The sequence below is a fragment of the Streptomyces sp. NPDC052042 genome, assembly GCF_044548345.1.
GTDB lineage: Bacteria > Actinomycetota > Actinomycetes > Streptomycetales > Streptomycetaceae > Streptomyces.
In genome coordinates, this window is record NZ_JBIUBU010000003.1 from 279,667 (window position 1) to 294,282 (window position 14,616).

General features: G+C 72.4%; 13 protein-coding genes. 11 read left to right on the forward strand and 2 right to left on the reverse strand.

From position 1 onward, the window contains the following. Window positions 1-9 precede the first annotated feature (9 nt). The gene (locus ACIHCL_RS08585) at window positions 10-732 is read left to right on the forward strand and encodes a hypothetical protein (RefSeq protein ID WP_399858552.1); all 723 of its coding nucleotides are present in this window, start codon (window positions 10-12) and stop codon (window positions 730-732) included. Then, window positions 729-1,250, forward strand: coding sequence for a hypothetical protein (locus ACIHCL_RS08590; protein WP_399858554.1), 522 nt, complete (start codon window positions 729-731; stop codon window positions 1,248-1,250). Before ACIHCL_RS08585 ends, ACIHCL_RS08590 begins: the two co-directional genes overlap by 4 nt. Window positions 1,251-1,733: 483 nt before the next feature. On the opposite strand, the gene ACIHCL_RS08595 is transcribed toward ACIHCL_RS08590, so the two are convergent. Further along, window positions 1,734-2,876, reverse strand: a complete 1,143-nt coding sequence (locus ACIHCL_RS08595; RefSeq protein ID WP_399858556.1) for a PucR family transcriptional regulator — start codon at window positions 2,874-2,876, stop codon at window positions 1,734-1,736. Between the two features lie 179 nt (window positions 2,877-3,055). Between ACIHCL_RS08595 and ACIHCL_RS08600 the strand changes: the two genes are divergently transcribed. Then, window positions 3,056-3,982 carry a proline dehydrogenase family protein gene (locus tag ACIHCL_RS08600; protein WP_399858557.1) on the forward strand — a complete coding sequence of 309 codons (927 nt, stop codon included), beginning with the start codon at window positions 3,056-3,058 and terminating at the stop codon, window positions 3,980-3,982. Between the two features lie 50 nt (window positions 3,983-4,032). Continuing rightward, window positions 4,033-5,664, forward strand: a complete 1,632-nt coding sequence (gene pruA, locus ACIHCL_RS08605) for an L-glutamate gamma-semialdehyde dehydrogenase (RefSeq protein WP_399858560.1) — start codon at window positions 4,033-4,035, stop codon at window positions 5,662-5,664. 258 nt (window positions 5,665-5,922) lie between these two features. On the opposite strand, the gene ACIHCL_RS08610 is transcribed toward pruA, so the two are convergent. Further along, window positions 5,923-6,633: a nitroreductase family protein gene (locus ACIHCL_RS08610; RefSeq protein ID WP_399858562.1), complete on the reverse strand. Its 711-nt coding sequence runs from the start codon at window positions 6,631-6,633 to the stop codon at window positions 5,923-5,925. Between the two features lie 171 nt (window positions 6,634-6,804). Here ACIHCL_RS08610 and ACIHCL_RS08615 point away from each other — a divergent pair, with 171 nt between their 5' ends. From ACIHCL_RS08615 to ACIHCL_RS08645, 7 genes are all read left to right on the forward strand, one after another. Continuing rightward, a complete protein-coding gene (locus tag ACIHCL_RS08615; RefSeq protein WP_399858564.1) occupies window positions 6,805-7,422 on the forward strand; it encodes a GNAT family N-acetyltransferase in 618 nt (205 codons plus the stop codon). Window positions 7,423-7,705: 283 nt separating this feature from the next. Beyond that, window positions 7,706-7,834 carry a hypothetical protein gene (locus ACIHCL_RS08620; protein WP_399858566.1) on the forward strand — a complete coding sequence of 43 codons (129 nt, stop codon included), beginning with the start codon at window positions 7,706-7,708 and terminating at the stop codon, window positions 7,832-7,834. 156 nt (window positions 7,835-7,990) lie between these two features. After that, window positions 7,991-9,034, forward strand: coding sequence for a 3-isopropylmalate dehydrogenase (locus tag ACIHCL_RS08625; RefSeq protein ID WP_399858568.1), 1,044 nt, complete (start codon window positions 7,991-7,993; stop codon window positions 9,032-9,034). Window positions 9,035-9,438: 404 nt separating this feature from the next. Then, on the forward strand, window positions 9,439-10,527 hold the full coding sequence (locus ACIHCL_RS08630) for a branched-chain amino acid aminotransferase (RefSeq protein ID WP_399858570.1): 1,089 nt from the start codon (window positions 9,439-9,441) through the stop codon (window positions 10,525-10,527). A gap of 434 nt (window positions 10,528-10,961) precedes the next feature. Beyond that, window positions 10,962-11,741: an urease subunit gamma gene (ureA, locus tag ACIHCL_RS08635; RefSeq protein WP_399858572.1), complete on the forward strand. Its 780-nt coding sequence runs from the start codon at window positions 10,962-10,964 to the stop codon at window positions 11,739-11,741. Further along, on the forward strand, window positions 11,738-13,426 hold the full coding sequence (locus tag ACIHCL_RS08640; protein ID WP_399858575.1) for an urease subunit alpha: 1,689 nt from the start codon (window positions 11,738-11,740) through the stop codon (window positions 13,424-13,426). The genes ureA and ACIHCL_RS08640 overlap by 4 nt, the downstream gene beginning before the upstream one ends. A 90-nt stretch (window positions 13,427-13,516) precedes the next feature. Beyond that, window positions 13,517-14,530, forward strand: coding sequence for an agmatine/peptidylarginine deiminase (locus ACIHCL_RS08645; RefSeq protein WP_399858578.1), 1,014 nt, complete (start codon window positions 13,517-13,519; stop codon window positions 14,528-14,530). The last annotated feature ends 86 nt before the right edge of the window (window positions 14,531-14,616 follow it).

Genomic DNA, 14,616 nt, shown 5'->3' on the forward strand with positions numbered 1-14,616 from the left:
GGAAAGTGCATGCGACGTGTAGTGCGGGCCTTCTGGGGGCCCCGGCCCGAGCCGGCCGAGGCACTCGCCGGACGCTGGAAGCGGACGCTGGACGGGATCACGGCGCTGCTCCCCGAGGCGGCGCCGCCGGGTGACACCACCGGGACGGGCCCCTGGCGACAGGTCCAGGGCTCCGGACCGGAGACCGAACTCCCGGCGGACGAGGGAGCGCTGCTCGGTGCCCTGCGCGTGGCGCAGGCGGCCGAGGACTGGTCCGATCTCACCGGCACCGCGCTGCGGCTGCACCGCACGGGCGCGCCCGGCTGGCGGACCGAGGTCAGCGCACTGGCGGGGGGCGCCCCGGAGTTTCTGCTCCAGTCGTTCGTGATGACGCTCCACACTCCGGAAGGAGCCGAGGTCCCGGAGGCGGAACTCCTCTCCGCCATCGCCCGGGAGTGGGAGCCGGACTTCGGTGATGTGAGCGACGACGACGTGCTCGACGCGCTGGAGGACGACGCCGGGTATTGCGTCGGCGATCCCGTGGTGGGCCGGGTCGGCTACCTCTCCTCGGGCCGCGCCGCCCTCGTGCCCGACGGCCTGGTGGCCGACCGGGAGGAACCGCTCGCCGGCGGGGTGCTGTTGCGCATCGCGGGCGCGGGTGCGAGCGACGAGGTCGTGGCGGCCTACGAGCGGCTGCGCGATGCCGGTGCGCTGGATCCGCTGCGCCGCCCGATGGACCGGGCGGTGCTGTGACCTCCCGCGCCGGGGAGCCCTTCAGTACCGCCCGCGCCCTGGCCGACATGGAGGCGCTGCTGATGGCGCCGCTGCCGGAGTCCGGGCCCGTGGTGCCCGAGGGCGATCCGGGGACGGGGGAGTGGACGGGCACCCGCGGCGCGGGCTTCCGCGTCGCCCCGCTCTGGGAGGGCGAACCGCTGACCGGGGTGTACGGCCGTGAGTGGACCGACGCCGAGGAGGCGGCCGAGGCCCATCTCGCCGCCGTCGCCGAGGCGTTGGACCACCGCTGGGGACCGCATCGCGGGGTCCCCATGGGGGCTGCCCTGATGCGCCGCCAGGACGGCGCCCCCGTGGATCCGTTGTTCGGTGCGCTGCTCGATCAGGACCTCTACGGCGACCTGGCCGTGTGGGGCCCGGTGGACGGTACGGGCCGCTGGGCCGGGCTGACCGTGGGCCACAGCGACGGTGACGCGCCGCTGGTGCTGGCCGCGTTCGTCAGCGACCGGCCGGTCACCGCCGTGGACGGCGGGCGCTGAGGACCGGGCCCCGCAGAGGAGACCCGGGGCCTTCCCGCACTTCCCGGCTCCGGTGGAAGCCGCCCGGCCCGGCCCATGCGGGCGGATCAGCGAACCCGGACCGTGTGGGCGGATCACTGCCCCCGGCCCTCCGGGGCGGCGATCCGGCCCATGCCCCGGGGTGTACCGGCCGGGCCGGAAGCGGACCGCGGCACACGCCCGTACCGTCAGCCGATTGAGCCGTCGCCGGACGTGAGCCGATGTCGGCCCCCGCGCGCCGACGTGCCCGGCCACCGCGCCGCGGCCCTGTCCGCCGGACCGCTCGGCGGCATCGGGCCCGGCGCCGCCGGGGCGTCCCCGCCGCGCCCTTCGGACAGGCCGGCCGGGGCCGGGTCTGCTCGAACCGCAGCCGGTGCCGCCACGAGGTCCGAGGCGTGCACGATCACCCCCGGCCGTGCAGCCGCGTGCGGCTGGCGTGCAAGGGAAGCGGGGGCGCTGCCGGGCTCAGAGCCGGGCGCCCTTGAGCGCCATGTGCAGCAGCAGGCGGTCCTCGCCGTCGTTGAGGTCGAGACCGGTGAGCTGGTGGACACGGGACAGCCGGTAGTAGAGCGTCTGCCGGTGGATGCCGAGCGCGGCGGCCGTCCGCGAGGCCTGGCCCGCGCAGTCGAGGAACACCTCGGCGGTGCGGGCCAGGTCCGTGTGGGCGGGGGCGAGCAGGGCGCGGACCGCAGGGTCGGCGGCCGACTCGGCGGGGAGCGCGGTCAGCATCCGGTACGGGCCGATGGCCGACCACTCGGTGACCACGCCGAACCGCGCCTCGGCCGCCGCCGCGCGTGCCGCGGCCGACGCCTCGTGCCAGGCCGCCGCGAGGTCCGCCAGCCCCCGGCGGGCCGTCGCGATCCCCGCGGTGGCGCCCCGTCCGGCCGTGGAGCACAACCGGTCGGCGGCGGTGCGGGCCGGAGCGAGGGCGTCGGCGGACCGCAGCCGGATCAGCGCGGCCAGCGAGGGGGGACCGGCGGGTCCGGGGGCCGCGACCGAGGAGAGCGCCGCCGCCGACGGCACGGTACGCACCGACGGCGGCTCGTCCGGCCAGGGGGAGACGCACACCACCGTGTGCGGCCCCTCCGCGTCCCGGCCCAGGGATTCGCGCAGCGCGGCCACCGCCATGTCGCGCTGCCAGTCCGCCCCGGCGGTGAGGGCCGCGCCGAACTCCCGCGACAGGTCCGTGCCGGCCCGCGCCTCCTCGGAGAGCAGCACCCCGATCCGGGCCGCCACCTCCATCGCCGCCTCCAGCCGCTCCTCGGTCGGTCCGGGGGCCGCGTCCAGCAGCCACACGTATCCGAGCACCACCCCCCGATGGCGTACCGGCAGGCAGATGCGGGCGCGGAACACCCCGGCCTCCGGGGCGGGCGGGATGCGGACCGGGCCGGTGGCGCGGGTGATGCCGAAGCCCTCGAACCAGGCGCGGACGGCGGGAGTCGAGCGCCGGGTCAGGATCGAGCGGGTGCGGACCGGGTCCATCGCCGTGTCGTCGTCGCTGTCGTGGGCCCCGAAGGCGACCAGGCCGAAGTCGCGGTTCTCCAGCGTGGCGGGGGCACCGAGCAGCCCGGAGATCTCATCGACCAGCTCCTGGTAATCGCGCTTCACCCGGCCATTCTCGCACCCTTTCAGACATATGTCTGAGATCTGGGCAACGGATGCGTGACAGCTGTCGATGGCCCGGGGCCGGGGAGATCCTTAGATTTCACGGTGGTTCTCCGTGTTGTACCGCCGCGTTCCCCCGGTGTCGGTACAACCCCCCTTCGTACTTTCTGTGGAGGTGCCCCGTGCTGGGTCCTGTGATCCTCGCTGCGTCCCGCAGCGACAAGATGCGCCGTTTCGTCTCGGCCGCGCCCGGCACGAAGCAGGTCGTCGACCGGTTCATCGCCGGCGAGACCGTCGACCAGGTCGTCCCGATCATCCAGGACGCGGCCGACAAGGGCCTTGAGGTCACCCTCGACGTGGTGGGCGAGGACATCACCACCCCGGAGCAGGCCGCCGCCGCCCGCGACGCCTACCTGGAGCTGATCGACCGGCTCAAGGAGCTGGAGCTGGGCGGCCGCGCCGAGATGTCCGTCAAGCTGTCCATGTTCGGGCAGTCCCTCCAGGGCGGCCACGAGCTGGCGCTCGCCAACGTCCGCCCGGTCGTCGAGGCCGCCGCCGCGATCGGCACCACGGTCACCCTGGACGCCGAGGACCACACCACCCTGGACTCGATGTTCGCCATCCACGAGGAGCTGCGGAAGGACTTCCCGCAGACCGGCTGCGTGATCCAGGCGTACCTGTTCCGCACCGAGGAGGACGCCCGCCGCCTGGCCGCCGCGGGCAGCCGCGTCCGCCTCGTGAAGGGCGCGTACAAGGAACCCGCCTCCGTCGCGTACCAGGACAAGGCCGAGATCGACAAGGCGTTCGTCCGCATCCTGAAGACCCTGATGGCGGGCGAGGGTTACCCGATGATCGGGTCGCACGACCCGCGACTGATCGCCATCGCTCAGGAGCTCGGCCGCAAGGCAGGGCGCAAACTGGACGAGTACGAGTTCCAGATGCTGTACGGCATCCGCAGCGATGAACACCTCCGGCTCGCCGCCGAGGGCCACCGCATGCGCGTCTACACCGCGTACGGAACCGACTGGTACGGCTACTTCATGCGCCGTCTCGCGGAGAAGCCGGCGAACCTGCTGTTCTTCGGCCGCTCCGTCCTCACCAAGGGCTGACCCGCCCGGCCGACCCCTGATACACCCCGACACGAGGAGACAAGGCACCCATGGACGCTGTGACTCAGGTCCCCGCGCCGGTCAACGAGCCGGTTCTCACCTACGCCCCGGGCTCCCCGGAGCGCGTCCGCCTGGAGGCGAAGCTCAAGGAGCTCGCCGAGAACCCGATCGAGCTCCCGATGACGATCGGCGGCGAGAAGCGGATGGGTGGCGGCGAGCGCTTCGACGTCGTGCAGCCCCACAACCACAAGGCCGTCATCGGGACGTACGCCAACGCCACGCAGCAGGACGCCCGGGACGCCGTCGACGCCGCGCTGGCCGCCGCCCCGGCCTGGCGCGCCCTGTCCTTCGACGACCGGGCCGCGATCTTCCTGCGCGCCGCCGACCTGCTGGCCGGTCCCTGGCGCGCGACGATGGCCGCCTCCACGATGCTCGGCCAGTCCAAGACCGTCCAGCAGGCCGAGATCGACACCCCCTGTGAGCTGGTCGACTTCTGGCGCTTCAACGTGCACTACGCGCGGCAGATCATCGCCGAGCAGCCCCCGGCCAACGCGCCGGGCGTGTGGAACCGCATGGACCACCGCCCGCTGGAGGGCTTCGTCTACGCGATCACGCCGTTCAACTTCACGGCCATCGCGGGCAACCTGCCCACCGCCCCGGCCCTCATGGGCAACGTCGTGGTGTGGAAGCCGTCCCCGACGCAGACCCACGCCGCCGTGCTGCTGATGCAGCTCCTGGAGGAGGCGGGCCTGCCCAAGGGCGTCATCAACCTGGTGACGGGCGACGGCATCGCCGTCTCCGAGGTGGCCCTCGACCACCGCGACCTGGCCGGTATCCACTTCACCGGCTCGACCCCCACCTTCCAGCACCTGTGGAAGACGGTCGGCACCAACATCGCCAACTACCGCACCTACCCGCGGCTGGTCGGCGAGACCGGCGGCAAGGACTTCGTCGTCGCCCACCCGTCGGCCGACCACGCCGTTCTGAAGACCGCGCTGACCCGCGGATCCTTCGAGTTCCAGGGCCAGAAGTGCTCGGCCTCCTCCCGGGCGTACATCCCGGCCTCCATCTGGAACTCCGGTTTCAAGGAGAAGTTCGCCGCCGAGGTCGACTCCATCACCATGGGAGACGTCACCGACCTGTCGAACTTCATCGGCGCCGTCATCGACGAGCGCTCGTTCGCCAAGAACAAGGCGGCCATCGACCGCGCCGTGGCCGACCCGGCCTGCACGATCGTCGCGGGCGGCGCCTATGACGACTCGGTGGGCTACTTCGTCCGCCCGACCGTCATCGAGTGCACCGACCCGGCCAACGAGGTCTTCACGACCGAGTACTTCGGCCCGATCCTCGCCGTGTACGTCTACGAGGACGACCAGTACGACGCGATGCTGGAGCAGATGGAGTCGGTCTCCGACTACGGGCTGACCGGTTCCGTCATCGCGAACGACCGCGCCGCGGCCGCGTACACCATGGAGAAGCTGCGGTACGCCGCGGGCAACTTCTACATCAACGACAAGTCGACCGGTGCCGTCGTCGGCCAGCAGCCCTTCGGCGGCGGCCGTGCCTCGGGCACCAACGACAAGGCGGGCGCCCCGCAGAACCTCCAGCGCTGGACCCTGACCCGGGCCATCAAGGAGACGCTGGTCCCGCCGACCGAGTACACCTACCCCCACCAGGGCTGACGCCCGCGCGGGTGCCTCCCCACCGGCACCCCGCCCGAACTCCGCCTCCCGACCGGTTCCCCTGCCGGCCGGGAGGCGGTTTCCATGCGGGAGGTGCGGACCCGCTGGAAGCCGTGGGAACTCCTGGCGCGGCCGGATCCGTGCGGTGAGATCCGCGCGGCCGGATCCGTGCGGTGAGATCCGCGGGAAGGGATCCGTGGGAACGTCACCGCGCGCGGCCGGATCCGCGCGATGCGGCCACAGCAGCGGACCGCGGGATCAGAGCTCCACGAGGACCTGGTCCAGCGACTTGCGGACCAGGTCGGGCACCTCGCAGTCGTCGGCCGGGTAGCCGATCGGGATCACCGCGAACGCCTTCTCGTTCTCCGGCCGGCCCAGCACCTCTCCCAGGAACCGCATCGGGCTCGGCGTGTGCACCAGCGCGGCCAGGCCCGACAGGTGCAGCGCGGACAGCAGCATCCCGACCGCGATCCCGACCGACTCGTCGACGTAGTAGTGCTTGCGCCGCGTGCCGTCCTCGCCCAGCCAGTACCGCTGCTGGAACACCACGACGAGTGCCGGGGCATCCGTCATATGGACCTTGACGGCGTCCGTACCCAGCGGGCGCAGCGCCGCCAGCCACTGCTCGCCGAGCCTGCCGTCGTAGCTGATCCGTTCCTCGTGCTCGGCGGCCTCGCGGATGCGGAGCCGAATCCCGGGGTCCTTGACCAGGACGAAGGTCCACGGCTGCTGATGGGCGCCGGACGGGGCGGTGGCGGCGCAGGCGATCGCATCCTTGATGACCTGCTCGGGGACGGGGTCCGGCGAGAAGCTGCGCACGGTCCTGCGTTCGCCCATCCGCCGCCTCAACTCGGCGGCATGGGCGAGGGCTTCGTCGGCCGGCATCCGCTCGGGCCGGTAGGGGACGGGGCGGTAGGCCTCGCCGTGGACGGGTGCCCAGAGCCTGGGCGTTGCTGTGATGTCGGACATACGGGCAGTGTGACGGGCGGACGATGGTCCGGACCAGGGTGTCGTCGGACAGATCGCGCGCGTGCCGCTCGTCGGTGGTCGCGCCGTCCGGACGTCCGAGGGTGTCCGGACGGCGCCTGGGCGGTGGTTTTCCGGGTGCCCGGCAGGCTCCGGGCGTGGCACGCTGGCGGCATGACCGAGCCGACCGCCCCGCTCCTGCGCACCGCGCACACCTATCAGCTCGCCCCGGCCGACCTCGACGAGATCCGGGCCTTCCTCTACGCCGCCTTCGAGGGCGAATACAGCGACGAGGACTGGGACCACGGCCTCGGCGGCATCCACGCCTATGTGCGGGACGGCAGCGGGATCCTCGCGCACGGCAGCGTCGTCCAGCGCCGGGTGGTCCTCGCGGGCCGCTCGTACCGGATCGGCTACGTGGAGGCCGTGGCGGTACGGGCCGACCGGCGCCGGGAGGGACTCGGCGGGCGGGTGATGGCCGCCCTGGAGCAGGTCGTGGACGGGGCGTACGCCTTCGCGGCCCTGTCCGCCTCGGAGGCGGGGGTGGCGCTGTACGCCGGGCGCGGCTGGCGGATGTGGCCGGGACGGATCGCCGTCCAGGGGCCGCGCGGAATCGAGCGGCTGCCGGAGGAGGAGGGCAGCGCCTATGTCCGGGGCGTGGCGGGCGGGAACCTGCCCGCACCCGCGGGGGACCTGTCCGCCGTCGGCACGGGCCTGCCCTCCGGCCCCGGGGAAGCGTCCGCCGACTCCGGGACGCTGGTCTTCGACTGGCGGGACGGCGATGTGCTGTGACCCGGCTGCGGTGATCCGGGAAAGGACGGCGGACGTGTTCTCCGTCTCAGATAGTAGGAAGTCCGAGTAATTGTGGAGACAGACAGGCCGAGCTGCCCTACTTTTGTAGAAGCCGAACGTCTCGCTCGATCCAGCGACCGGCGGTCGTGAGCGCGCCCTCGCGCAGGCAATCCCTGTGGCGCCGACTCCCCGCCCCTTCCGGCACCTCGAAATCCCGATCTCGACATCACGTTCACGGTTTTTCGATCTCGAAATCCGCGCGATCTCAAGGAGTCGATCCATCATGGTCCAGACGACCACCCGCCGCGTCCGTCACTCCCACCGCCCGACCGAGTCGGAGCGGCGCAACGCCGCCGCCGCACTCCAGCGCGCCCTCGACCGCAGGGACAACGGCGGTTCCACGGGCCACTGACCACGGCCCCTTCCGGGGGCGACGCGCCGGGCCGGCGCGCCCGCGGCCGCCCCCACGGTCGAGACCGTCCTGTCGGCGGCACCGGTCGACCGACATCGGATGTCCGCATGATGGACATGCCGTGTCATGAGGTGGGACGAGCAGTAGGGTGCGGACATGTCTCGCAGCATCAATCTCGCAGTGATCCCCGGTGACGGCATCGGCCAGGAGGTCGTGGCCCAGGGCCTCAAGGTCCTCAGGGCCGTTCTCCCGCAGGATGTGAAGCTGGAGACCAAGGAGTACGACCTCGGTGCCCGGCGCTGGCACCGTACCGGCGAAACCCTGCCGGACGCGGAACTCGGAGCCCTCAAGGCCCACGACGCCATCCTGCTCGGCGCGATCGGAGACCCCTCCGTGCCGTCCGGCGTCCTGGAGCGCGGACTCCTGCTCAAGCTGCGGTTCGCCTTCGACCACTTCGTCAACCTGCGCCCGTCGAAGCTCTTCCCGAACACCGCGACCCCGCTGGCGGGCCGTCCGGACATCGACTTCGTCGTGGTCCGCGAGGGCACCGAGGGGCCGTACACCGGCAACGGCGGCTCGCTGCGCACCGGTACGGAGCACGAGGTCGCCACCGAGGTCAGCGTCAACACCGCATACGGGGTCGAGCGGGTCGTCCGTGACGCCTTCGCGCGGGCCGCCGCCCGCCCGCGCAAGAAGCTGACGCTGGTCCACAAGAACAACGTCCTGGTGTACGCGGGCCACATGTGGAAGAACATCTTCGACCGGGTCGCGACCGAGTACCCCGAGGTCACCACCGACTACCTGCACGTCGACGCCGCGACGATCTTCTTCGTCACCCAGCCGGAGCGCTTCGACGTCATCGTCACCGACAACCTCTTCGGTGACATCCTCACCGACCTCGCGGCCGCCGTGACCGGCGGTATCGGCCTGGCCGCCTCCGGCAATGTCAACCCGACGGGGGAGTTCCCGTCGATGTTCGAGCCGGTCCACGGCTCCGCGCCCGACATCGCGGGTCAGGGCAAGGCCGACCCGACGGCCACGATCCTCTCCGTCGCCCTCCTGCTGCGCCACCTCGGGTACGAGGCCGAGGCCGTCCGCATCGAGGAGACCGTCTCCGCCGACCTCGCGGAGCGCGACAGCGGTTCGCCCCGCACGACCGACGAGATCGGTGACGCGCTCGCGGTACGCGTGGCGGGCTGACCCGACGACGCCGTTTCGAGGCCGCCGGGTCGCAGACAGCGCCCGGCGGCTTCTCCTGTGCGGTCCCGGGTGCCACCATCGAGCACAGGACCGCATTCGCGTCATTTCGTGCGCGACCCCCCGGGAGCGATAATCGAACGGGGTCGCGACTCGCGGCCCGGACCGACCGGCACATGGAGGGGTGGAACGAGGAGCGGGGACCGGTGCGCGCGGCTGCCGGGTGAAGGATCGACATGGTGCGGGCACGGCCATGACGAGGGACGACACCCGGCCGAGGGGCGCGGCGGCCCCGTCGCACCACCCCCGCATGTGCCGGCCGGTCCGGTCCCGGACGCCCGGCGCCCGCCCGGCATGAGCGGCGCGAGTGCGGCCTCACACACACGACAGGTGAAGGACACGCACTCATGACGACGCCCACGATCGAGCTCAAGCCCTCCTCGACTCCGCTGTCCGAAGCGGAGCGCGAGGCGATTCTGGCCAAGCCCGGATTCGGCCGGTACTTCACCGATCACATGGTGACGATCCGGTGGACCGAGGGCCGCGGCTGGCACGACGGCCAGCTCGTCCCCTACGGCCCGCTCTCCCTCGACCCCGCGACCACCGTGCTCCACTACGCCCAGGAGATCTTCGAGGGCCTCAAGGCCTACCGTCGGCCCGACGGCGGTGTCGCCACTTTCCGCCCCGACGCGAACGCCCGGCGGTTCCAGGCGTCGGCGCGGCGGCTGGCCATGCCCGAGCTGCCCGTCGAGACGTTCATCGAGGCATGCGACGTGCTCGTCCAGCAGGACAAGGCATGGGTGCCGGCGCACGGCGGCGAGGAATCGCTCTACCTGCGCCCGTTCATGATCGCCACCGAAGTCGGTCTCGGGGTGAAGCCCGCCAACGAATACCTCTTCGTCGTCATCGCCTCGCCGGCCGGTGCCTACTTCCCCGGGGGCGTCAAGCCGGTCTCCATCTGGCTCTCCGAGAACCGGGTGCGGGCCGTCCCCGGCGGCATGGGCGACGCCAAGACCGGCGGCAACTACGCCGCCTCGCTCCTGGCCCAGGCCGAGGCCGGCGAGAAGGGCTGCGACCAGGTCGCCTACCTCGACGCGGTCGAGCACAAGTGGGTCGAGGAGCTCGGCGGCATGAACCTGTACTTCGTGTACGGGGACAAGATCGTCACCCCGGCCCTGACCGGCTCGCTGCTGGCCGGCGTCACCCGTGACTCACTGCTCACGGTCGCCCGCGACCTCGGCTACGCGTCGGAGGAGGGCCGCATCTCCATCGACCAGTGGCGTGAGGACACCGCGAACGGCACCCTCACCGAGGTCTTCGCCTGCGGCACCGCCGCCGTCATCACCCCCGTCGGCACCGTCAAGTGCGCGGGCGGCGAATGGACCCAGGGCGACGGCGGGGCCGGCGAGGTCACGCTGAAGCTCCGTGAGCGTCTGCTCGACATCCAGCGCGGCGTCGCCGAGGACACCCACGGCTGGATGCACCCGCTCGGCTAAGGGCTGTTCCGTACCCCGGTGGATCAGCGCGCGGCGCCGGATGCGGCGCATCGCAAGGCGGAGGTGCGCCCGGATACGCGATGTATTCGGACGTTCCGACAACGCGGCGAGGTGCCGTAGCTGTCGTCGCGCGCCCGCCAGGGATTTCGGGACAGCCCTTGGGGCCCCTCCCGGCCGGTTCCCGCTCGGACCGGTCGTCCGGTGGTCTCCGTTCCCCGCGTCCGGGACGCACGGTCCCCCGATGTGAACGTCCTCGTGCGAACGTCCTCGACAGGCGCGCCAAGGCCGCGTCCGGCTCCCCGCCGGGCGCGGCCTTCGTCATGTCCGGCCACTGCCGAGAGGTGTGGAGCGTCACTCGAATATGACGACGACTTCTTTTCGGTTTCCGCAAGCCTGTGGTTAGAGTGCTGCTCTAAACAGGAGGTGGTACGGGCGTGCGACTGACCCCGACGGAACGTGACCGGCTGCTGCTGTTCGGCGCCGCCGAACTGGCCCGGGCCCGCCGCGCCCGCGGGCTGAGGCTCAATGTCCCCGAGGCGACGGCGCTGATAGCGGATACGGTCTGCGAGGCGGCCCGCGACGGGCGCACCCTCGCCGAGGCCGTCGAAGCGGGGCGGTCCGTGCTCGCGCCCGACGAGGTGCTGCCCGGCGTCGCGGACGTCGTCACCGAGGTCCATGTGGAGGCCGTCTTCGACGACGGCTCGCGACTGGCCGTGGTCTCCCGCCCGCTGGGCGACGGGCTCGGCGCGGACGCCCCGGGCGCCGTCGTCCCCGGCCCCGCCACCCCCGAGCCCGAGCCCGCGACACGACTGACCGTCCACAACACCGCGACCGTCCCGGTCTCGGTGACCTCGCACTTCCACTTCTTCGAGGCCAATCCCCGGCTCGACTTCGACCGGTCCGCCGGGTACGGCATGCGGCTCTGCGTGCCCGCCGGGTCCTCCGTCCGGTTCGAGCCGGGGGAGAGCGTCGAGGTGGGTGTGGTGCCCATCGGCGGGGACCGGATCGCCATCGGGTTCGCCGGACTCGTCGACGGTCCGCTCGACGCGCCCGGCGCTCGGGAGGAGGCCCTGCGGCGCGCGGCGGCCTGCGGATACCTGGGTGCCGTCCCCGGACCCGATCGCCACGCCGGGCCGGGAAGCGGGCCGGAACCCGCGCAGGACGGCACGGCGGAAACCGGACAGGGACACGGAACCGAACGGGGAGAGCGATGAGCATCGACGGACACGAGTACGCCTCCGTGCACGGCCCGCGCGCCGGGGACCTGGTCCGGCTCGGCGACTCCGGGCTGACCGTACGCGTCGAGTCCGACGCCCAGGCGTACGGCGACGAGTTCCTCGCGGGATTCGGCAAGACCGCCCGCGACGGGCTGCACCTCAAGGCGGCGGCCGTCCGCGACACCTGCGACGTCGTCATCAGCAACGTCCTGGTCATCGACGCCGTGCAGGGCATCCGCAAGGTGTCGATCGGCATCCGCGAGGGCCGCATCGCGGCGATCGGGCGGGCGGGCAACCCGGACACCCTCGACGGCGTCGACGTCGTCGTCGGCACGGGCACCACCATCGTCTCCGGCGAAGGGATGATCGCCACGGCGGGCGCCGTCGACACCCATGTCCACCTGCTCTCCCCGCGGATCATGGAAGCCTCGCTCGCCTCCGGCGTCACCACGATCATCGGCCAGGAGTTCGGTCCGGTCTGGGGCGTCGGCGTCAATTCGCCCTGGGCGCTGCGCCACGCCTTCAACGCCTTCGACGCCTGGCCGGTCAACATCGGCTTCCTGGGCCGGGGTTCGTCCTCCGGCCCCGCCCCGCTGGTCGAGGCGCTGGCCGAGGGCGGGGCCTGCGGCTTCAAGGTCCACGAGGACATGGGCGCCCACGCCCGCGCCCTGGACACCGCGCTGCGCGTCGCCGAGGAGCACGACGTCCAGGTCGCCCTGCACAGCGACGGGCTGAACGAGTGCCTGTCGGTCGAGGACACCCTGCGCGTCCTGGAAGGCCGCACCATCCACGCCTTCCACATCGAGGGCTGCGGCGGCGGGCACGTTCCCAACGTCCTGCGGATGGCGGGCGTCGAGAACGTCATCGGCTCCTCCACCAACCCGACGCTGCCCTTCGGCCGGGACGCGGTGGCCGAGCACTACGGGATGATCGTCTCCGTACACGACCTCAAGACCGATCTGCCGGGCGACGCCGCCATGGCCCGCGACCGCATCCGCGCCGGGACGATGGGCGCCGAGGACGTGCTGCACGACCTGGGGGCCATCGGGATCACCTCCTCCGACGCGCAGGGCATGGGACGCGCCGGGGAGACCGTGCGCCGCACCTTCGCGATGGCCGGGAAGATGAAGGCCGAGCGCGGGCCGCTGGACGGCGACGGACCGGCCGACGACAACGCCCGGGTGCTGCGCTACATCGCCAAGCTCACCATCAACCCCGCCATCGCCCACGGCCTCGCGCACGAGATCGGCTCCATCGAGACCGGCAAGCTCGCCGACATCGTGCTGTGGCGGCCCGAGTTCTTCGGCGCGAAACCGCAACTCGTGCTGAAAGCCGGATTCCCGGCGTACGGAGTCACCGGCGACCCGAACGCCGCCACCGACACCTGTGAACCCCTCGTCCTCGGACCGCAGTTCGGCGCGTACGGGGCGACCGCCGCCGACCTCTCCGTGGCCTTCGTCTCCCAGGCGGCGACCGAGCTCGGCGCGGACCAGATGCCCACCCGGCGGCGCCGCGTCGGCGTACGCGGCACGCGCGGCATCGGCCCCGGCGACCTCGTCCACAACTCCCGTACCGGAGCGGTCGACGTGGACACCCGCAGCGGCCTGGTCACCCTGGACGGCGACCCGCTGCGCTCCGAGCCCGCCGACACCGTCTCCCTCAACCGCCTCTACTTCCTCTGACCCCGGCGCCGCCCGGCGCTTCTCCGACGGCCGGTTGCCTGTGGGCTCCCCGCTTCCCCAAGCTCCCCCGAGATCTCTCAAGGACACTCCATGACCTTCCGCATGCCGCCCGAGTGGGCCCCGCACGAACGCACCTGGATGGCCTGGCCGGGCCCCAACCCCACCTTCGCCACCGAGGCCGAACTGGACGAGTCGCGCCGTGCGTGGGCCGCCGTCGCCCTCGCCGTCCGCCGCTTCGAACCCGTCACGATGGTCGTCGGCCCCGGCCAGGAGGACGGTGCCCGCGCGCTCCTCGGCCCGGACGTCGACCTGGTGGTACGCCCCCTCGACGACGCCTGGATGCGTGACATCGGCCCCACGTTCGTCACCGACGGGCGGCGACTGGCCGCCGTCGACTGGACGTTCAACGGCTGGGGTGCCCAGGGCTGGGCCCGCTGGGAGAACGACCGGCACATCGCCCGCGCGGTCGCCGACACCGCCGCCGTCCCCGTGCACGGCTCCCCGCTCGTCAACGAGGGTGGTGCCATCCACGTCGACGGCGAGGGGACCGTCCTGCTCACCGAGACCGTCCAGCTCGGCCCGGAGCGCAACCCCGGCTGGACCCGCGAACAGGTCGAGGCCGAGGTCCACGCCCGGCTCGGCACCGAGAAGGCCGTCTGGCTGCCGCGCGGGCTGACCGGCGACTACGGCACGTACGGCACCCTCGGCCACGTCGACATCGTCGCCGCCTTCGCCCGCCCCGGCACCGTCGTCGCCCACGTCCAGCCGGACCCGGCCCACCCCGACCACGAGATCACCCGCGAGACCGTCCGCATCCTGCGCGAGGCCACCGATGCGCGGGGCCGCTCCCTGGACGTCGTGGAGGTCCCCGCCCCCACGGTGCTCAAGGCCGAGGGGGAATGGGTCGACTACTCCTACATCAACCACTACCTCTGCAACGGCGGCGTGGTCCTCTGCGCCTTCGACGACCCGCGCGACGAGGAGGCGGCGGCGATCTTCCGCGACCTGTTCCCGGACCGCACGGTCACCCTCGTCGACGCGCGTACGATCTTCGCGGGCGGTGGAGGCATCCACTGCATCACCCAGCAGCAGCCGAAGGTCTGAACCGCCCGGCCGCGGCCGAGGGTCCGAACCGCCCAGCAGCGGCCGAAGGTCCGGAAGACCGCGGCCATCCCACCCAGCCGAAGGTC

Excerpts from the sequence above, each read along its gene's own strand:
- ACIHCL_RS08585 (WP_399858552.1), top strand. The coding sequence starts at position 10 with ATGCGACGTGTAGTGCGGGCCTTCTGGGGGCCCCGGCCCGAGCCGGCC.
- pruA (WP_399858560.1), top strand. The coding sequence starts at position 4,033 with ATGGACGCTGTGACTCAGGTCCCCGCGCCGGTCAACGAGCCGGTTCTC.
- ACIHCL_RS08610 (WP_399858562.1), bottom strand. The coding sequence starts at position 6,633 with ATGTCCGACATCACAGCAACGCCCAGGCTCTGGGCACCCGTCCACGGC.
- ACIHCL_RS08615 (WP_399858564.1), top strand. The coding sequence starts at position 6,805 with ATGACCGAGCCGACCGCCCCGCTCCTGCGCACCGCGCACACCTATCAG.
- ACIHCL_RS08620 (WP_399858566.1), top strand. The coding sequence starts at position 7,706 with ATGGTCCAGACGACCACCCGCCGCGTCCGTCACTCCCACCGCCCGACC.
- ACIHCL_RS08625 (WP_399858568.1), top strand. The coding sequence starts at position 7,991 with ATGTCTCGCAGCATCAATCTCGCAGTGATCCCCGGTGACGGCATCGGC.
- ACIHCL_RS08630 (WP_399858570.1), top strand. The coding sequence starts at position 9,439 with ATGACGACGCCCACGATCGAGCTCAAGCCCTCCTCGACTCCGCTGTCC.
- ACIHCL_RS08640 (WP_399858575.1), top strand. The coding sequence starts at position 11,738 with ATGAGCATCGACGGACACGAGTACGCCTCCGTGCACGGCCCGCGCGCC.
- ACIHCL_RS08645 (WP_399858578.1), top strand. The coding sequence starts at position 13,517 with ATGACCTTCCGCATGCCGCCCGAGTGGGCCCCGCACGAACGCACCTGG.